The organism is Streptomyces sp. 3330, from assembly GCF_031456635.1.
In the GTDB taxonomy this organism is placed as follows: Bacteria; Actinomycetota; Actinomycetes; order Streptomycetales; family Streptomycetaceae; genus Streptomyces.
The window spans coordinates 508294-525539 of the sequence record NZ_JAVDVA010000001.1 but is presented as its reverse complement, the minus strand read 5'-3'; the positions used below and the strand labels follow the sequence as shown (position 1 = coordinate 525539).

General features: G+C 72.2%; 15 protein-coding genes. 8 read left to right on the top strand and 7 right to left on the bottom strand.

Going from position 1 to position 17246, the window contains the following annotated elements:
• Positions 1-99 precede the first annotated feature (99 nt).
• The 3 genes from J2X68_RS02315 to J2X68_RS02305 all read left to right on the top strand — a co-directional run bounded on the left by J2X68_RS02315 (position 100) and on the right by J2X68_RS02305 (position 3325).
• Positions 100-576, top strand: a complete 477-nt coding sequence (locus J2X68_RS02315; RefSeq protein WP_310430694.1) for a hypothetical protein — start codon at positions 100-102, stop codon at positions 574-576.
• 171 nt (positions 577-747) lie between these two features.
• Positions 748-2088 carry a beta-xylosidase gene (locus J2X68_RS02310; RefSeq protein WP_310430693.1) on the top strand — a complete coding sequence of 447 codons (1341 nt, stop codon included), beginning with the start codon at positions 748-750 and terminating at the stop codon, positions 2086-2088.
• 226 nt (positions 2089-2314) lie between these two features.
• The gene (locus tag J2X68_RS02305; protein ID WP_310430692.1) at positions 2315-3325 is read left to right on the top strand and encodes a WxL protein peptidoglycan domain-containing protein; all 1011 of its coding nucleotides are present in this window, start codon (positions 2315-2317) and stop codon (positions 3323-3325) included.
• On the opposite strand, the gene J2X68_RS02300 is transcribed toward J2X68_RS02305, so the two are convergent.
• Positions 3322-3660, bottom strand: coding sequence for a P-II family nitrogen regulator (locus J2X68_RS02300; RefSeq protein ID WP_057574732.1), 339 nt, complete (start codon positions 3658-3660; stop codon positions 3322-3324). The genes J2X68_RS02305 and J2X68_RS02300 overlap by 4 nt on opposite strands.
• A complete protein-coding gene (locus J2X68_RS02295; protein WP_310430691.1) occupies positions 3657-4967 on the bottom strand; it encodes an ammonium transporter in 1311 nt (436 codons plus the stop codon). The genes J2X68_RS02300 and J2X68_RS02295 overlap by 4 nt, the downstream gene beginning before the upstream one ends.
• Before the next feature lie 165 nt (positions 4968-5132).
• On the opposite strand from J2X68_RS02295, the gene era reads away from it, so the two are divergent.
• Positions 5133-6095 carry a GTPase Era gene (gene era, locus J2X68_RS02290; protein ID WP_310430690.1) on the top strand — a complete coding sequence of 321 codons (963 nt, stop codon included), beginning with the start codon at positions 5133-5135 and terminating at the stop codon, positions 6093-6095.
• Here the strand turns inward: era and J2X68_RS02285 are convergent.
• Entirely contained in the window at positions 6092-6958 is an 867-nt protein-coding gene (locus tag J2X68_RS02285) for a helix-turn-helix transcriptional regulator (protein WP_310430689.1), read from the bottom strand. The two genes, era and J2X68_RS02285, sit on opposite strands and share 4 nt — an antisense overlap.
• Before the next feature lie 126 nt (positions 6959-7084).
• Here J2X68_RS02285 and J2X68_RS02280 point away from each other — a divergent pair, with 126 nt between their 5' ends.
• Positions 7085-7942 carry an NAD-dependent epimerase/dehydratase family protein gene (locus J2X68_RS02280; protein ID WP_310430905.1) on the top strand — a complete coding sequence of 286 codons (858 nt, stop codon included), beginning with the start codon at positions 7085-7087 and terminating at the stop codon, positions 7940-7942.
• A 22-nt stretch (positions 7943-7964) separates the two neighbouring features.
• Here J2X68_RS02280 and J2X68_RS02275 read toward each other — a convergent pair whose 3' ends face one another.
• The 4 genes from J2X68_RS02275 to J2X68_RS02260 form a co-directional block, all read right to left on the bottom strand.
• Positions 7965-9224, bottom strand: coding sequence for an MFS transporter (locus J2X68_RS02275; RefSeq protein WP_310430688.1), 1260 nt, complete (start codon positions 9222-9224; stop codon positions 7965-7967).
• Positions 9221-10543 (bottom strand): GH1 family beta-glucosidase, encoded by a 1323-nt coding sequence (locus J2X68_RS02270; RefSeq protein ID WP_310430687.1) that lies wholly within the window; start codon positions 10541-10543, stop codon positions 9221-9223. The genes J2X68_RS02275 and J2X68_RS02270 overlap by 4 nt, the downstream gene beginning before the upstream one ends.
• A gap of 92 nt (positions 10544-10635) precedes the next feature.
• On the bottom strand, positions 10636-10902 hold the full coding sequence (locus tag J2X68_RS02265; RefSeq protein WP_310430686.1) for a protealysin inhibitor emfourin: 267 nt from the start codon (positions 10900-10902) through the stop codon (positions 10636-10638).
• A gap of 21 nt (positions 10903-10923) precedes the next feature.
• Entirely contained in the window at positions 10924-11994 is a 1071-nt protein-coding gene (locus tag J2X68_RS02260) for a M4 family metallopeptidase (protein ID WP_310430685.1), read from the bottom strand.
• A gap of 366 nt (positions 11995-12360) precedes the next feature.
• Between J2X68_RS02260 and leuA the strand changes: the two genes are divergently transcribed.
• The 3 genes from leuA to J2X68_RS02245 all read left to right on the top strand — a co-directional run bounded on the left by leuA (position 12361) and on the right by J2X68_RS02245 (position 17218).
• Positions 12361-14082: a 2-isopropylmalate synthase gene (gene leuA, locus J2X68_RS02255; protein ID WP_310430684.1), complete on the top strand. Its 1722-nt coding sequence runs from the start codon at positions 12361-12363 to the stop codon at positions 14080-14082.
• A 186-nt stretch (positions 14083-14268) separates the two neighbouring features.
• The gene (locus tag J2X68_RS02250; protein WP_310430683.1) at positions 14269-14964 is read left to right on the top strand and encodes a TerB family tellurite resistance protein; all 696 of its coding nucleotides are present in this window, start codon (positions 14269-14271) and stop codon (positions 14962-14964) included.
• A gap of 160 nt (positions 14965-15124) precedes the next feature.
• On the top strand, positions 15125-17218 hold the full coding sequence (locus tag J2X68_RS02245) for an MMPL family transporter (protein ID WP_310430904.1): 2094 nt from the start codon (positions 15125-15127) through the stop codon (positions 17216-17218).
• The last annotated feature ends 28 nt before the right edge of the window (positions 17219-17246 follow it).

The following is a 17246-nucleotide window of genomic DNA, read 5'->3' as shown; positions in this document are numbered from 1 at the left end:
CAGGGTGTCCGCACCCATCCCTCCCGCGGTGGTCCGTCGGCATCTCCCGTCCATCCACCCCCCACATGGATTCCCGTACTCGGGAAGGGAGCGGATCCCATGAGAGGCAAGCGAATCGGATCAGGTGCGGCAATGCTGGCCGGGGCCCTCGCGGTCACCGGACTGGCCCTCGCGCCCTCGGCTGCCGCCGTCACCCCGCTGACGGCGAACGTCACCGCCAGCTGCGGTCTCTTCGGAGGCGGCGCGGCCACCCTCACGGCCACCCAGACGGGCACGGCCGCCACCCTCAAGCTGACGTCCACCGCGATCACCACGCCGATCGCGATCGGCGCGAACAGCATCAGTTCCACGCTCACGATGGCGAACTCGACCGGTTCGGCGCGGGTCTTCTCCGGCACGGTGAACCCCGCCATGCCGGCCGGCTCCACGATCACGGTCGGCCCGCTCAACGGGACCGTGGCCTCCGGTGACAGCCTGGACTTCTACGGCGGCTCCCTGAAGATGGTCGTCTTCGGGATCACCGTCACCTGTACGACGAGCGCGGCGCAGACGCCGGGCCCGTTCGTGTTCAGCTGATAGCGGTCGGAAACAGAGCCGACGGGCCGTCGGCTTCCCGGCCGCGCCAGGAAGCTGACGGTCCATCAGTTCACCGCGTGATGTCCATTGACTTCTCACGCGATCCGCATCTCAATGCCCCCTGTCGGCGCAGAAGAGCCGCTGCGCCCGCACCCTGGAGGAGGGGGCAACATGGGTTCACCCCGAAGTTCCGGAAGCACCCGAGGTTCCCGAAGACGGCGCTGGGCGTCGCTGCTCGGGGCGACCGCGCTCGCGGTCACCGCCGGCGGGGCGCTGGCGGCCCCGGCCGGCGCCGCGGTCGACGTGGCCTACCCCACGCACTGCATCCCGCCGGCCATCGCGGGCCTCCCGCCGATCGACGGCACCACCACCGCGAAGATCACGGTGAACGACACCGGCCCCGCCGTCGGCGACACCGTCACCGTCACGTACACGGTGGTCACGCCCGCCGCGAGCAACCCCACCGACCTGGCCCTGCCGGCCGACATCATGACGCCGACGGGCAAGGTCACCCTGGGCGGCGCGCAGACCGGCAGCGTCACGGTCACGGGGCCGAAGAAGAACGACCCGGTGCCCGGCAAGGGGGCCTTCCCGTCGTTCTCGATGACCGGCACGTTCACGGTCACCGCGCCCGGCGCGATCACCCTCTCGCCCGGCGACTACAACATCCACACCAGCTACATCCTGGAGCTGGACACCCCCTGCACGGTGACCGACCCGCCCGCCCCGGTGTCGGAGACCGTCACCGCCGCCGACAACCCACCGGCCAACACCCGTGCGATCTCGCTGGGTGCGGCCTCCGGCAGTCCGGGCGCGGCCGTCGCCGTCACCGGCAGCGGCTTCACCCCGGGCGCGACCGTCACGCTGGCCGGGCGTTCCGCGTCCGCCCAGACCGCGGACACGGCGACCGTGACCGCGGACGCGCAGGGCGGCATCTCCGGCTCGCTCGTCGTCAGCGACCTCACCACGACCGGTGTCGTCGCGTACGAGGGCGGCGCGTGGAGTTCGGACCTCGGCGCGGGACCGGTCGCGTACGTCGTCATCGACGACCAGCCCGTGCCCGAGGGCAGCCAGAAGGTGACCACCACCGTCCGGGCGGGCACGCTGTCGATGTCCCAGGCCGGGGACGCCGTCCAGCTGTCCGCGGTCGACTTCGGCCAGGGCGGGGCCTCGACCGGCGCGCTCCGGACCGTGACCGTGAAGGACTTCCGCGGCGGACCCGCGGGCTGGTCCCTGACCGGCAAGGTGACCGACTTCAGCGGCCCCGGCGCCAAGATCGACGCCGGCAAGCTGAGCTGGACGCCCGCGTGCACCACCAAGGCGGGCAGCCCGAGCACCTGTCAGGCCGGTTCGGCGGGCACGGTCGGCGCCTCGGGGGCGACCCTGGCGTCCACACCCGACGGCACGGCCACCGGCGGCGAGTTCACCGCCGACGCCGGACTCTCCCTCGACGTACCGTCGTTCACGCCTCCGGGCAGCTACGCCGGCGTCCTGACCCTCACGCTCACCTGAGCGTACGCACCACGTCCACCGGTGGCCGGGCGCCCGCCACGGGTCCGCACCCGCCCGTCCACCCAGCGCCGCAACCGTGTCGTCGAAGTCCGTCCACCCGAGCCCGTCCGTCGAAGCACGTCCGTCGAAGCACGTCCGTCGAAGCACGTCCGTCGAAGCACGTCCGTCGAAGCACGTTCGCCGGGGCCCGCGACCCGGGGGCCCGTCCGCTGGGGGGTCCGCACCCATGCGCAAGCCGTACGTCGTCCTCCTCCTCCTGCCGCTGCTGCTGTTCCTGACGCCGTTGGCCCCCGCCCGCGCCGCCGACAACGGCAGCTGGTCGGTCTACCCCGTCTCCTCGGTCGTCGCCGCGCGGCCCTACTTCTACGTCTCCGCGGATCCCGGCCGGACGATCGAGGACAAGGTCGTCGTCGCCAACAAGACGGACGAGCCGCTCACCTTCCGGCTGTACGCGGCCGACGCCTACAACACCGCGCGCGACGGCGGGTTCGCCGTGAAGTCGCTCGGAGAGAAGATGCGCGGCGTGGGCGCGTGGGCCGAGCTGCCGAAGGACCGGGTCACCGTGCCCGGCCGCGCCACGGTCACCGTGCCGTTCACCGTCCGGGTGCCCGAGGGCGCCGAGCCCGGCGACCACCCCGGGGCGATCGTCGCCCTCGACGAACGGGTGGAGCAGGGCGGCGGCGGGGTCGCGCTGGGCGTCCAGCGGGCCGTCGGCGCCCGGATCTACCTCCAGGTCGGCGGGCCCACGCTGCCCGCGCTCGCCGTCGAGAACGTCCGGATCGGGCACGACCAGTCCTTGATCCCCGGCCTCGGCGACAGCACGGCGACGATCTCCTACACCCTGCACAACACCGGCAACGTCACCCTCGCGCCGAAGGTGGAGCTGAAGGCGAGCGGCCTGTTCGGCCGCACCCTCCTGACCCGGGACCTGCAGAAGCTCCCCTCCCAGCTGCTGCCGGGCCAGCGTGTCCGCCTCACCGAACGCTGGCGCGACGCCCCCCGGTTCGACTGGACCGACGTCACGCTGACGGCGACCGCCAAAGGCACGGAGGAGTCGGCGACAGCGTCCTTCGTGGCGGTGCCGTGGCTGGTGACGGCCTTGCTGGCGGCCGGGGCCGGAGCCGGCGCCTGGCTGCTGATCAGACGCCGGCGAACGCGCGCCGAAGGGGCGCGGGGAACTGCGCGACAAGCCCTCACGGACCCGCGGCCGAAACTCGGCCGAACCGCCGGAGGTTAAAGCGCGTCGGGTCCCCGCTCGCCCGTCCGCACCCGCACGACCGTCTCGACCGGCAGCGCCCACACCTTGCCGTCACCGATCTTCCCGGTGTGCGCGGCACGCACGATCGCGTCGATCACGGCCTCGGACTCCGCGTCCTCGACGACGACCTCGATGCGCACCTTGGGCACCAGGTCCACCTGGTACTCGGCACCCCGGTACACCTCGGTGTGGCCGCGCTGCCGGCCGTAGCCGCTGGCCTCGGTCACGGTCAGGCCGTGCACGCCGAGCTCCTGCAGGGCCGTCTTGACCTCGTCGAGGCGGTACGGCTTGACGATCGCGGTGATGAGCTTCATTCCTGTGGCTTGACCTTCTGGGCGGAGAGGAGGGGGTGCGAGCCGACCGGGGCGCCGTGGCCCAGGACGCCGTGATCGTATGCCGTCTCGGCGTGCACCGTAAGGTCCAGGCCGGCGTGCTCATGGTCCTCGTGCGCGCGCAGGCCGATCGCCTTGTCGAGCACCTTGGCGATGCCGTACGTGACGGTGAAGGCGTACGCCCCCACGACCGCCACGGCGACCAGTTGCCTGCCGAGCTGGGCGAGCCCGCCGCCGTAGAGGAGGCCCTCGGCGCCGCCGGTCATGGTGTCCACCGCGAAGACGCCGATGAGGAGCGTGCCGATGATCCCGCCGACCAGATGGACCCCGACCACGTCGAGGGAGTCGTCGAAGTCCAGCTTGAACTTCCAGCTCACGGCGTAGGAACAGACGACACCGGCGGCGAGGCCGACGACCAGGGCGCCGAGCAGGGAGACCGAGCCGCACGAGGGCGTGATGGCCACCAGGCCCGCGACCGCGCCGGACGCCGCGCCCAGCGTCGTCGGGTGCCCGTCGCGCCGCTGCTCGACGAGGAGCCAGCCGAGCAGGCCGGTGCAGCCGGCGGCGAGGGTGTTGAGGAAGGCGGCGGCCGCCAGACCGTTCGCGCCCAGGGCGGAGCCCGCGTTGAAGCCGAACCAGCCGAACCAGAGCAGCCCCGCTCCCATCATCACCATGGGGAGGTTGTGCGGCCGCATCGCGTCCTTCTTGAAGCCCAGTCGCGGACCCAGGACCAGGCACAACGCCAGACCCGAGGCACCCGAGGCGATCTCGACGGGAAGACCGCCGGCGAAGTCGAGGGCGCCGAGCCGGTCGAGGATCCAGCCACCGGGGCCCCACACCCAGTGCGCGACGGGAACGTATACGAGGAGTGCCCAGACGGGCACGAAGACCAGCCACGCGCCGAACTTCGCCCGGTCCGCGATCGCGCCGCTGATCAGGGCGGCCGTGATGATCGCGAAGGTGAGCTGGAAGGTGGCGAACAGCAGGGTGGGCACCGTGCCCTGCACGCTGTCCGGGCCGAGGCCCGCCATCCCGGCGTGCTCCAGCCCGCCGATCAGCCCGCCCCCGGCGTCCTCGCCGAACGCGAGCGAGTAACCGGCCGTCAGCCACACCACCGTGACCAGCGCGATCGAGACGAAGCTCATCATGAGCATGTTGAGGACGCTCTTCGTGCGGACCATGCCGCCGTAGAAGAGGGCCAGGCCCGGCGTCATCAGCAGGACGAGGGCGGTGGCGGCGAGCAGCCAGGCGGTGTCGCCGGTGTTCGCGTGGACGGCGGCCAGAGTCACGGGAGTCTCCAACGATGCGGGGGCTCGTCAGAGGTTCACCGCTTCCGGTTTCCGGTCGCGTACAGGTGTGTTTCCGTGACGTTTCGTTGCGTGGAGGTTTCCGGGAGCTCACGCCGGAGGGCCCTGCCGCTCGTGTGTGCGGCGGGGCTTCGTGGATCAGGGAGAATGGGGGCCATGAGCGTTCGTAACCTGTCATCCGAGCAGTCGGCCGAGGCCCCCCACCGCGCCGGCTTCGCCTGCTTCGTGGGCCGTCCCAACGCGGGCAAGTCCACCCTCACGAACGCTCTGGTCGGGAAGAAGGTGGCGATCACCTCCAACCGTCCCCAGACCACCCGGCACACGGTCCGGGGCATCGTGCACCGCCCCGACGCCCAGCTGATCCTGGTCGACACGCCGGGCCTGCACAAGCCGCGCACCCTGCTCGGCGAGCGGCTCAACGACGTCGTGCGCGCCACCTGGGCCGAGGTCGACGTCATCGGCTTCTGCCTGCCGGCCAACGAGAAGCTGGGCCCCGGCGACCGCTTCATCGCCAAGGAGCTGGCCGGGATCAAGCGGACCCCGAAGGTCGCCGTCGTGACCAAGACCGACCTCGTGGACTCCAAGGCGCTCGCCGAGCAGCTCATCGCGATCGACCAGCTCGGCAAGGAGCTCGGGTTCGAGTGGGCGGAGATCGTGCCGGTCTCGGCGGTCGGCGACCAGCAGGTCGGCCTGCTGGCGGACCTGCTCGCCCCGATGCTCCCGGAGAGCCCGCCGCTCTACCCCGAGGGCGACCTGACGGACGAGCCCGAGCAGGTGATGGTCGCCGAGCTGATCCGCGAGGCGGCGCTGGAGGGCGTCCGCGACGAGCTCCCGCACTCCATCGCGGTGGTCGTCGAGGAGATGCTCCCGCGCGAGGACCGTCCGGCGGAGAAGCCGCTGCTCGACATCCACGCGAACATCTACATCGAGCGCCCCAGCCAGAAGGGCATCATCATCGGCCCCAAGGGCAAGCGCCTGAAGGACGTCGGCATCAAGTCCCGCAAGCAGATCGAGGCCCTCCTCGGCACGCCGGTCTTCCTCGACCTGCACGTGAAGGTCGCGAAGGACTGGCAGCGCGACCCGAAGCAGCTGCGCAAGCTGGGGTTCTAGCCCGCCCGGCGCGAGGGAGTTCCCGGCGGCGACATGTCCTGGAGTCCCACCACCCGCAGCAGCCGGAGCCGCTCGTAGGCCTCCGTGCCCGGGCGGGCCGTGTGGATGACCAGGAGCTGGTGGTGCTCGTGGCTGAGGAGGACCTCGCAGTCCAGTTCCAGCAGGCCGACCAGCGGGTGCAGGAAGCGCTTCGTCGCCCGGTGCCGCAGGGACACCTCGTGCTCGTCCCACAGGCGGGCGAACTCCTCGCTGGCCGAGCGGAGTTCGGCGACCAGCGCGGCCGGTTCGGGGTCGTCGGGGCGGGCTGCGGTCACCGCGCGCAGGTTGGCCACGTGGGCGCGGGCGTGCTCTTGCCGGTCCTCCTCCGGGAACAGGAGCCGGGCCTGCGGGTCCAGGAAGTAGAGCCGGAGCAGGTTGCGCTCGCGCCGGGGGCGCGACATCACGTCCTGGGTCAGCGCCCTGCCCATCGCGTTCTGGGCCAGGACCTCGCCGCAGTCGGTCACCACCTGCGCCGGTGTGTCGTGCAGACGGTCCAGGATCAGCAGCAGACCGGGCGGGACGTGCGCCGACGCCGTCTCGCGGCGCGGCGGCTCCTCGCCGGCCAGGTGGAACAGGTGGTCGCGCTCGTCGGCGGTGAGGCGCAGGGCGCGGGCCAGCGCCGTCAGCATCTGGCGGGACGGACGCGGGCCGCGGCGCTGTTCCAGACGCGTGTAGTAGTCGACCGACATACCCGCGAGCTGGGCCACCTCCTCGCGGCGCAGACCGGGCGTACGGCGGCGGGCCCCGGTCGTCAGACCCACGTCCGACGGGGTCAGACGGGCGCGGCCGCGGCGCAGGAAGTCGGCGAGTTCGGTTCGGTTCACCCCTCCAGGCTGCGGCAGGCCGCCCCGGGTATCCAGGGACTGCCGATCCCCTGATCGGCAGGTCTCTCCCGGTCGTCCCGGCTCCGACCCAGGCTGGTGGCACCGGACCAAAGGGAGTGGATGACGATGTTGACACTGGTGACGGGTACGACGGGACAGGTCGGCCGGCGCTTCGTGCCGAGGCTGCTGGCGCAGGCCCGTGCGGGGGAGAGGGTGCGGGTCCTGGTGCGCGACGCGGCGCGGGGGGAGCGGTTCGCGGAGCTGGGCGCCGAGGTCGTGGTCGGGGACCTGCGGGACACGGAGGCGCTCGGCAAGGCGGTCGCCGGGGTGGACGCGGTCGTGAACGTCGCCGCGTCCTTCCGCGGAGTGCCGGACGAGGAGGCGTGGGCCGTCAACCGGGACGCGGCGGTGGAGCTGGGGCGCGCCGCGCTGGCCTCCGGTGTGCGGCGTTTCGTGCAGGTCAGCACGGGGCTGGTGTACGGCCTCGGGCGGGGCCGCCCGCTGGTCGAGGACGACGAGGTCCGTCCCGGCGGCGGCGCGATGTGGGGCGCCTACCCCGAGGCGAAGGGGGTGGCCGAGCGGGAGCTGTTCGCGCTGGACGGCCTGGACGTGCGCGTCGGCCGCCTCGCCTTCGTCTACGGCGAGGGCGATCCGCACCTCGCCCAGTCGCTGATGTGGGCCGGCACGTGGGCGGCGACCCAGCGGCTGCAGATGGTCCATCACGTGGACGTCGCCCAAGGGCTGCTGCGCCTCCTGCACGCGCCGGGCATCGCCGGCCGCGCCTACAACATCGCCGACGACGCCCCGGTGACGGCCGTCGAACTGCACCAGCTCAACGGGGTCGAGGTGCCCGCCGGGCTCTACGAGCGCACCGACCCCGACCCGTTCTTCCAGCTGACCTCCACCGAACGCATCCGCCGCGAACTCGGCTACCGCCCGCTGTACCCCAGCGTCTGGACGGCCCGGGACGCCGGAGCCCTCTGACGGCCGGGCCGGCCCCCGACGCTCAGTCCACGCCCCTGATCCGGCCCACCAGCACCGCCCCCGCCAGCCCGACCGCGGCGGCCACCAGGTACAGCACCCGGTAGCCGCCCAGGTAGGTGACGATCGGCGCGGCGAGGGCGGGGGCCGCGACCTGGGGCAGGGCGTTCGCGACGTTGATGACGCCCAGGTCCTTGCCCCGGTCCCCGGCTTTCGGCAGCACGTCCGTCATCAGCGCGAAGTCGACCGACGTGAAGACGCCGAAGCCGACGCCCAGCACCGCGGCCGCGACGATCGCGCCCGGCCAGGTCTGCCAGACCGCCAGCCCCGCCGTCGCCACCGCCATCAGCACGCCCGACCAGATCACGAACGGCTTGCGCCGGCCGGTCCGGTCCGACCAGACGCCCCCGACGACCACCGTGGCGAGCAGCGTCAGCCCGTTCACCGCCGTCAGGATCAGCACGCCCTGCTCGGGGTCGGAGTGGTGCAGGCGGTCGCGCAGGTAGTACAGGAGGTACAGCAGCACCAGCGCGTTGCTCAGGTTCATCAGGAAGCGGGTCAGCCACGCCCAGCCCAGGTCGGGGTAGGTGCGCGGGCTCAGCCGGAAACCGGCCGCGAAACCCCGCCAGGACCACGCCGGCCGGTCCTCCCGCGCCAGCCGCAGATCCTCGTACCGCAGCACGTACGGCAGCACGCCCAGCGTGGTGAACACCGCGCAGGCCACATATCCCGCGCCGACGCCCCCGGCGACCGTCGCGAGCCCGGTGCCGCCGACCACGCCGAGGATCTGCGCGGCGCCCAACCAGCCGCCCACCGAGCCCCTTTGGAGCCGGGGCACCCGGTCGGGGACGGCGGCCGTGACCGCCGCGAAGGCCGCGTTCAGGGTCAGCTGGACCAGGCACCAGCCCGCGGCCATGGTCCAGACGCCGTCCGCTCCCGCGAGCAGCAGGAGCGAGAGGGCGCCGCCCGCGGTCCCCGCCACGATCCACGGCGTACGGCGGCCCCGGCGGGAGGTCGTACGGTCCGACAGCGCGCCGAAGACGGGGTTGGCGGCCAGGGACACCACCGCGCCCACGCCCGTCACCCAGGCCAGCATGGTCTCCTTCGACATGCCCGAGCCGGGCGCGAAGTCCTCGGCCTGGGAGGCCAGCAGGATCTGCAGGGGGCCGTACCAGCCCACCCAGATCGCTCCGTTGGCGAGGGACAGGGCCGAGGTCCAGCCCCGGCCGACCCGCTCGACGGGCTCGGCCAGCGCGGCGACCGGGGCCCTGTCGGCCGTCGTCATCCCTGCGCCCGCAGGACGTCCCGCAGCCAGGCGTACGACGCCTTCGGGGTCCGGGCCTGGGTGGCGAAGTCCACGTGGACCAGGCCGAAGCGGCGCTCGTATCCCTCGGCCCACTCGAAGTTGTCCAGCAGTGACCACACGAAGTAGCCGCGCACGTCGACGCCCGCCTCCACGGCCCGGTGCAGGGCGCGGAGATGACCGTCCAGGTAGGCGATGCGCTCCTGGTCGTCGACGCCCTCGTAGCTGCACCCGTTCTCCGTGATGACGATCGGGGGGAGCCGGTCGCCGTAACGGTCGCGGAAGGTGGTGAGGAGTTCCGTCAGGCCCTCCGGGACGACCGGCCAGCCGAAGTCCGTCACCGGGACGCCCTCTATCTGCTGCACGGTGAAGGGCAGTTCGGCCGGCATGCGGATGCCGCCGAACTCGATCTCCGTGCCCTGCGGGGCGCCCACCTTCGTCGGGGCGTAGTAGTTGATCCCGTACCAGTCGAGCGGCTCCGAGATCACCTTCAGGTCGGCCTGCACGTCCCCCGGCATCAACTCGCCGATCCCCTCGGGGTATTCGCCCAGCAGCACGGGCTCCGCGAAGAGCCGGTTCAGCAGGAGGTCGTAGAAGGCGGCCGCTTCGAGGTCGGCGGGTTCGCGGGAGGCCGGCCAGGTAGGGCCGTGCGAGTTGGCGATGCCGATGTCCGCGGCGCCGGCCGCGCGCAGCGCCTGGACGGCGAGGCCGTGGCCCAGCAGCTGGTGGTGGGCGGCCGGCAGCGCGTCGAACAGCAGCTGTCTGCCCGGCGCGTGGGTGCCGAGGGCGTGCCCCAGCAGGGTGTGCTCGGCGGGCTCGTTGACGGTGATCCACTTCTGCACGCGGTCACCGAGGCGCGCGGCCACCACCGCCGTGTACTCGGCGAAACGCGCCGCCGTGTCCCGCTCCAGCCAGTCGAGCCGGGCCGGCAGGTCCCAGTGGAAGAGGGTGGGCACCGGCCGGACGCCGGCCGCGCACAGCTCGTCGACGAGCCGGTCGTAGAAGTCGAGACCGCCGGGCGCGTTCACCCTCGGCCACGAGATCGAGAAGCGGTAGGCGTCGACGCCCAGACCGGACAGCAGCGCCACGTCCTCGGGGTAGCGGTGGTAGTGGTCGCAGGCCACCGCCGCCGTGGAGCCGTCCTTCACCCGGCCCGGCTCGGCGGTGAAGGTGTCCCAGACCGAGGGCTCGCGCGTGTCCGCCGCGCCCTCGATCTGATGCGCGGACGTGGACACGCCCCACAGGAAGTCTGCCGGAAACCGGGGCATCGGGTTCGCCGCGTCGCGCGGATCGTTCGCCATGGGCGGGATCATCCTTACCGCTGGGTAAGGAAGTCAACGGCCCCGCGCGAAACGGCACTTGTCCCCGCCCCGCACACCCCCCGCGAGCCCCCTCAGGCCCCTTCCTTCAGCACCCGCGAGATCAGCTCGCGCTGGTCCTCCGTCAGCCGGGGATCGGCCGCGTACACCGTCCTGCCGTCGACGGTGATCTCGTAGCTGAAGCCGTCCGGGACGCCGACCGAGGGCACGCCCCGGCCGGCGGCGACCGCCCGCTCGGCCAGGGCGTGCCACTCGGGGGCGTCGGGCCGTCCCGAGGTGTCCACCTCGGCACGGCGCTCGATGCCCGCGAATCCGCCCGTGCGACTCACCTGAATACGCATGGGTCCCTGTCTATTACGGACTCAGAGAATCCGCACCCCCACCTGCTCCCACGCCTTCTCCACGGCCTGGAGCTCCTCCCCGCCGCTGCCGAAGCGCTCGCGCGCGGCCCGCACCGTCAGCTTGGCGAAGTCGGTGAAGAAGGCACGCTCGGAGAGCTCGCCGCCGGTCAGGACGTCGTACCAGATCTGACCGGCCTTCTCCCAGGCGTAGCCGCCGAGGGCGGTGGCGGCCAGGTAGAACGCGTGGTTGGGGATGCCGGAGTTGATGTGGACGCCGCCGTTGTCGCGGCCGGTGCGGACGTACTCGTCCATCGTCGCGGGCTGCGGGTCCTTGCCGAGGACGTCGTCGTCGTACGCGGTGCCCGGCGCCTTCATGGAGCGCAGCGCGGTGCCGGTGACGCCAGGGGCGAGCAGGCCCGCGCCGATCAGCCAGTCGGCCTCGGCGGCGGTCTGGCCGAGCGAGTACTGCTTGATGAGCGAGCCGAACACGTCGGACATCGACTCGTTGAGGGCGCCCGGCTGGCCGTTGTAGGTCAGGTTCGCCGTGTACTGCGTGACGCCGTGGGTGAGTTCGTGCCCGATGACGTCGATGCAGCTGGTGAAGTCGACGAAGATCTCGCCGTCGCCGTCGCCGAACACCATCTGCTCGCCGTTCCAGAAGGCGTTGTTGTAGCCCTCGTCGTAGTGCACGGTGGCGTCGAGGGCCAGGCCGTCGCCGTCGATCGAGTGGCGCCGGTAGGCCTTCAGGAACAGGTCGAAGGTGGCGCCGAGCCCGGAGTAGGCGCGGTTGACGGTCGCGTCCGGACCCGGGTCCTCGCCCTCGGCGCGGACCCGGGTGCCCGGCAGGGAGGTGCCGTGCCCGGCGTCGTAGACGGTGCGCAGCGGCTGGTCGGACGGCGCCTTGGCCGCCGGGGCGGCCAGCAGGCCGTACTCGGTGCTCACCTGGCGCAGTGCGCGCAGCTCGCTGTCGCGCAGGATGGTGCGCCGGGCCGGACCGGAGAGAGCGGGGTTGTCGTTGCGCGCCAGCCGGTCGAGGACGTGGGGCGGTACGACGGTGCAGAAGACGGGCTCGAAGCCCCCGTGAGTCGTCATGTCCGGCACCTTTGCACTGCGTGACGCACCTGTCACCACCGGCAACCATGATTGGTGAAATACGGTGACAAAGGTGCCTGCTCCACGGGCTCGGATGCTATGACGACGCCACGGAGAGTGGCGTGGCGCACGTTCTGCACCTTTTTCTCCGGTTCCTCCCGTCGGTCCCGCATACTGGAACGAACCCGCGCGACGGAAGCGGCTCCGCTAGGCTGCGGAGCACTATGCGTTTCGGGCTGCTTCTCCTTAGCTGCCGCGGCGAGGGCCTGTAGTCGAGGCCGACTCCCTCCCCGCGGTGCTTGGTGTTGCGCGTCGGCCGTCCTTCCGTCCGGACACTCTCCGGTCCTCCTGAGGAGCCACCGCATCATGGCGAACCGCCAGCAGCCCAGCCACATGCCGATCCACAAGTACGGACAGTACGACCAGGTCGACATCCCCGACCGCACCTGGCCCGACAAGCGGATCACCGTCGCCCCCCGCTGGCTCTCCACCGACCTGCGTGACGGCAACCAGGCCCTGATCGACCCCATGTCGCCCGAGCGCAAGCGCCGGATGTTCGACCAGCTGGTCAAGATGGGCTACAAGGAGATCGAGGTCGGCTTCCCCGCCTCCGGCCAGACCGACTTCGACTTCGTGCGCTCGATCGTCGAGGAAGAGGGCGCGATCCCGGACGACGTGACGATCTCCGTGCTGACCCAGGCCCGCGAGGACCTGATCGAGCGGACCGTGGAGTCGCTGAAGGGCGCCAAGCGGGCGACCGTCCACCTGTACAACGCCACGGCCCCCGTGTTCCGGCGGGTCGTCTTCCGCGGCTCCAAGGACGACATCAAGCAGATCGCCGTCGACGGCACCCGTCTGGTCGTCGAGTACGCGGAGAAGCTGCTGGGCCCCGAGACCGAGTTCGGCTACCAGTACAGCCCCGAGATCTTCACCGACACCGAGCTGGACTTCGCCCTGGAGGTCTGCGAGGCGGTCATGGACGTCTGGCAGCCCGGTCCGGGCCGCGAGATCATCCTGAACCTGCCGGCCACCGTCGAGCGCTCCACGCCGTCCACCCACGCAGACCGCTTCGAGTGGATGAGCCGCAACCTCTCGCGCCGCGAGCACGTCTGCGTCTCCGTCCACCCGCACAACGACCGCGGCACGGCGGTCGCCGCCGCCGAGCTGGCGCTGATGGCCGGCGCCGACCGCGTCGAGGGCTGCCTGTTCGGCCAGGGCGAGCGCACCGGCAACGTCGACCTGGTCACCCTGGGCATGAACCTGTTCTCCCAGGGCGTCGACCCGCAGATCGACTTCTCCGACATCGACGAGATCCGTCGCACGTGGGAGTACTGCAACCAGATGGAGGTCCACCCGCGCCACCCGTACGTGGGCGACCTGGTCTACACGTCCTTCTCCGGCTCCCACCAGGACGCCATCAAGAAGGGCTTCGACGCGATGGAGGCCGACGCGGCCGCCAGGGGCGTCACCGTCGACGACATCGAGTGGGCGGTCCCGTACCTGCCGATCGACCCGAAGGACGTCGGCCGCTCCTACGAGGCGGTCATCCGCGTCAACTCGCAGTCCGGCAAGGGCGGCATCGCCTACGTCCTCAAGAACGACCACAAGCTGGACCTGCCCCGCCGGATGCAGATCGAGTTCTCCAAGCTCATCCAGGCGAAGACGGACGCCGAGGGCGGCGAGGTCACCGGCGGCGCCATCTGGGCCGTCTTCCAGGACGAGTACCTGCCGAACCCGGAGAACCCCTGGGGCCGCATCCAGGTCCGCACGGGCCAGTCCACGACCGACACCGACGGCGTCGACACCCTGACCGTCGAGGCCACGGTCGACGGCGAGGACACCGTCCTGACCGGCTCCGGCAACGGTCCGATCTCGGCCTTCTTCAACGCCCTGGAGTCCGTCGGCATCGACGTACGCCTGCTGGACTACCAGGAGCACACGATGAGCGAGGGCGCCTCCGCGCAGGCCGCCTCCTACATCGAATGCGCGATCGGCGACAAGGTTCTGTGGGGGATCGGCATCGACGCGAACACGACGCGTGCCTCGCTGAAGGCGGTCGTCTCCGCCGTCAACCGCGCGGCCCGCTGACCGGCCTGACCGGGACTTTCGGGGCCCTGACCGCTGTATACGGCGGTCGGGGCCCCGTCGCTTATCGGCCATCGCCTCGTGGAGGTCACGGGAAGGTCTCGTCCTGGGTGCTGACTACACCTCATGGATGTGGCTAACATCACGGAGGCGTGCGGCGATGTTGCCGCGCGGTTACGGAGGTGCGACGTGCTGCCAGGACGGGGACGAGACGGCCGTGTCACCGGGCTTGCCCGCATCCTGGGCACCCGCACCGCGTGGACGCCCGCGGGTGACGGCGAGTTCTTCTGCCCGGGCTGCGGAGGCGACCGCAACTACCAGCGGCTGACCGGCCACCGGCGCTTCACCCTCCTCGGCATGCCGGTCGTGCCACGCGGCGAGACCGGCCCCGTCGTCGAGTGCGCGGCCTGCCGCCGCCACTTCGGCACCGACGTCCTCGACCACCCCACCACCATCCGCTTCTCGGCGATGCTCCGCGACGCCGTCCACACCGTCGCCCTCGCGGTCCTGTCCGCGGGCGGCACCTGCTCCCGTACGTCCCTGGAGACGGCGGCGGGCGCGGTGCGCGCGGCCGGCTTCACCGACTGCACGGAGGAACAGCTCGCCGCGCTCGTCGCCGCCCTCGCCTCCGACACCGGCCAGAACCACGGCGAGGCGTACGGTCCCGGCCTGGCCATAGAGCTTCACGAGGCGCTCGACCCGCTCGCCCCGCACCTCGCCGCGGTCGGCCGCGAATCGATCCTGCTCCAGGGCGCCCGCATCGCCCTCGCGGACGGCCCGTACACCCCGGCCGAGCGAGAGGTCCTCACCACCGTGGGCGCGGCCCTGACGATCCGCGCCGAGGACGTGACCCGCCTGCTCGTCGCGGCCCGGACGCCGTCCTGATACTCCCCAGGGAGTAGTCCCCCCGCCCGGCCACCCCCGGCAGTACGCCCGAACTCGCCCTCGCGCGCGACGTTCCGCCCCCCGCGCACCGGAAGTCTGGAGAGCGCAACCGGACAGCCGTGCCGAAGGGAGGGCCCGTTTCATGGGGGCCGGAGAATTCATGGGGGCCGGGAGGGCGAAGGCCCGGCGCAGCGCCATCCCCTGGGTGGTGCTCGCACTGTGGGTGGGCGTGCTCGCGCTCGCCTCGCCGTTCGCCGCCAAGCTCGCCGACGTACAGCACGACCGGGTCACCGACTACCTGCCGGCGAGCGCCGACTCGACCCGGGTCGCGAGGCTCCAGGAGCAGTTGCCCGGCGGGGAGAGCACCGAACTGGTGCTGGTCTACCACCGCGACGGCGGGCTCACCGCCGCCGACCGGACGACGGCGCGCGAGCAGGTCGCCCGGGTGGCCGGGGACCACGTCCTGACCGGGACCCCGCGAGGCGTCCCGTCCGCCGACGGCGCCACGCTCATGTACCCGGTCGCCACCAACGAGCCCGGCACCGACGAGAAGAAGCGGGACGCCTTCGTCGAGGACGTGCGCGAGCTCGCGCACAGCGAGGGCGGGCTGACCGTCGAGGTGGGCGGGACGGGGGCGCTGGCCACCGACGCGGGCAAGGTCTACGAGTCGCTCGGCGGGCCGCTGCTGTACACCACCGTCGGTGTCGTCGCCGTCCTGCTGATCCTCATCTACCGCAGCCCGGTGCTGTGGCTGGTGCCGCTCGCCGCGGCCGGGATCGCCGACTACCTGTCCATGGGGGTCGCCTACGGCCTCAACCAGGCCTTCGGCACCACCGTGTCGGGGCAGAGCTCCGGCATCATGACCATCCTCGTCTTCGGCGCGGGGACGGACTACGCACTGCTGCTCGTCTCCCGCTACCGGGAGGAACTGCGGCGCGTGGAGCGGCCGTACGACGCCATGCGGGCCGCGCTGCGCGGCTGCGGCCCCGCCGTGCTGGCCTCCTCCGGCACCGTCGCCGCCGGACTGCTGTGCCTGCTCGCCGCCGACCTCAACTCCAACCGGGGCATGGGACCGCTGGGCACGGTCGGCGTGCTGTGCGCGCTCGTCACCATGCTGACCCTGCTGCCCGCGCTCCTCGTCCTGCTGGGCCGCCGGGTGTTCTGGCCGCTGGTGCCGGCCTACGGCAGCACGCCCAAGGTCCGCCGGTCGCTGTTCGCCGCGATGGGCAGCTCGGCCGGCCGGCGTCCGCGGACCGTCCTCGCGGCCGGCGCCGTCCTGCTCGGCGCCCTCGCGCTGGGCGCGCTGAACCTGCCCGGCGCGGTCAAGCAGCAGGACTCGTTCGTCGACCGGCCCGAGTCGGTCGCCGCCATGCGGACCCTGGCCGAGGCCTTCCCGGAACAGTCCGCCCAGCCCATCGACGTGCTGACCCCGACCGGCCGGGCCGAGGCCGCCCTCGCCGCGATCCGGGACACGGACGGCGTCGCCGACGCGCGCCGGGGCCGCACCGCGGACGGCTGGACGGAGATCGCGGTGACCGCCGCCGCGCCGCCGCAGTCCGCGGCCGAGACGGCGACCATCGAGGCCCTGCGGGACCGGCTGGCCGGCTCCTGGGTCGGCGGGCCGAGCGCCCAGCAGATCGACCTGGTGGACACCAACGCCCGCGACCGGCTGATCGTCGTGCCGCTGGTCCTGGTCTCCGTGCTGCTGATCCTGATCGCGCTGCTGCGCTCGCTCGTCGCGCCGCTGATGCTCGTCGCCGCGGTGGTCGCGGTGTGGGGCGCCGCGCTCGGCCTCGGCGGGCTGGTGTTCGGGCCGGTGTTCGGCTTCGCGGGCACCGATCCGGGGCTGGGGCTGCTCTCCTTCGTGTTCCTGGTCGCCCTCGGCGTCGACTACGGCATCTTCCTCATGCACCGGATGCGGGAGGAGTCGACGCGCGGCGCCGAACCCGTCGCCGCGGCGCTGACCGCGCTGCGCACGACCGGCGGCGTCATCGCGTCCGCCGGCCTCGTCCTCGCCGCGACCTTCGCCGTGCTGACGAACATGGGGCTGGTCCCGCTCGTCGAGCTGGGCTTCGTGATCGCGGTGGGGGTGCTGCTGGACACCTTCCTCGTCCGCACCTACCTCGTGACCAGCGCGAGCGTGGCCATGGGACGCAAGGTCTGGTGGCCGGGGCGGCTGTCGCGGGCGCCGGGGACCGCGCCGGGACGACCCGGGCAGCCGGGCCGGCCGGAGCGGCAGACGGAACCGGTGTGAACCCCGCACGGACCGGCGGGGCGCCCCT

What these genes read in the sequence shown, in the direction of transcription:
- J2X68_RS02315 (WP_310430694.1), top strand. Translation starts at nt 100, where the DNA reads ATGAGAGGCAAGCGAATCGGATCAGGTGCGGCAATGCTGGCCGGGGCC.
- J2X68_RS02310 (WP_310430693.1), top strand. Translation starts at nt 748, where the DNA reads ATGGGTTCACCCCGAAGTTCCGGAAGCACCCGAGGTTCCCGAAGACGG.
- J2X68_RS02305 (WP_310430692.1), top strand. Translation starts at nt 2,315, where the DNA reads ATGCGCAAGCCGTACGTCGTCCTCCTCCTCCTGCCGCTGCTGCTGTTC.
- J2X68_RS02300 (WP_057574732.1), bottom strand. Translation starts at nt 3,660, where the DNA reads ATGAAGCTCATCACCGCGATCGTCAAGCCGTACCGCCTCGACGAGGTC.
- era (WP_310430690.1), top strand. Translation starts at nt 5,133, where the DNA reads ATGGGGGCCATGAGCGTTCGTAACCTGTCATCCGAGCAGTCGGCCGAG.
- J2X68_RS02280 (WP_310430905.1), top strand. Translation starts at nt 7,085, where the DNA reads ATGTTGACACTGGTGACGGGTACGACGGGACAGGTCGGCCGGCGCTTC.
- J2X68_RS02275 (WP_310430688.1), bottom strand. Translation starts at nt 9,224, where the DNA reads ATGACGACGGCCGACAGGGCCCCGGTCGCCGCGCTGGCCGAGCCCGTC.
- J2X68_RS02270 (WP_310430687.1), bottom strand. Translation starts at nt 10,543, where the DNA reads ATGGCGAACGATCCGCGCGACGCGGCGAACCCGATGCCCCGGTTTCCG.
- J2X68_RS02265 (WP_310430686.1), bottom strand. Translation starts at nt 10,902, where the DNA reads ATGCGTATTCAGGTGAGTCGCACGGGCGGATTCGCGGGCATCGAGCGC.
- J2X68_RS02260 (WP_310430685.1), bottom strand. Translation starts at nt 11,994, where the DNA reads ATGACGACTCACGGGGGCTTCGAGCCCGTCTTCTGCACCGTCGTACCG.
- leuA (WP_310430684.1), top strand. Translation starts at nt 12,361, where the DNA reads ATGGCGAACCGCCAGCAGCCCAGCCACATGCCGATCCACAAGTACGGA.
- J2X68_RS02245 (WP_310430904.1), top strand. Translation starts at nt 15,125, where the DNA reads ATGGGGGCCGGGAGGGCGAAGGCCCGGCGCAGCGCCATCCCCTGGGTG.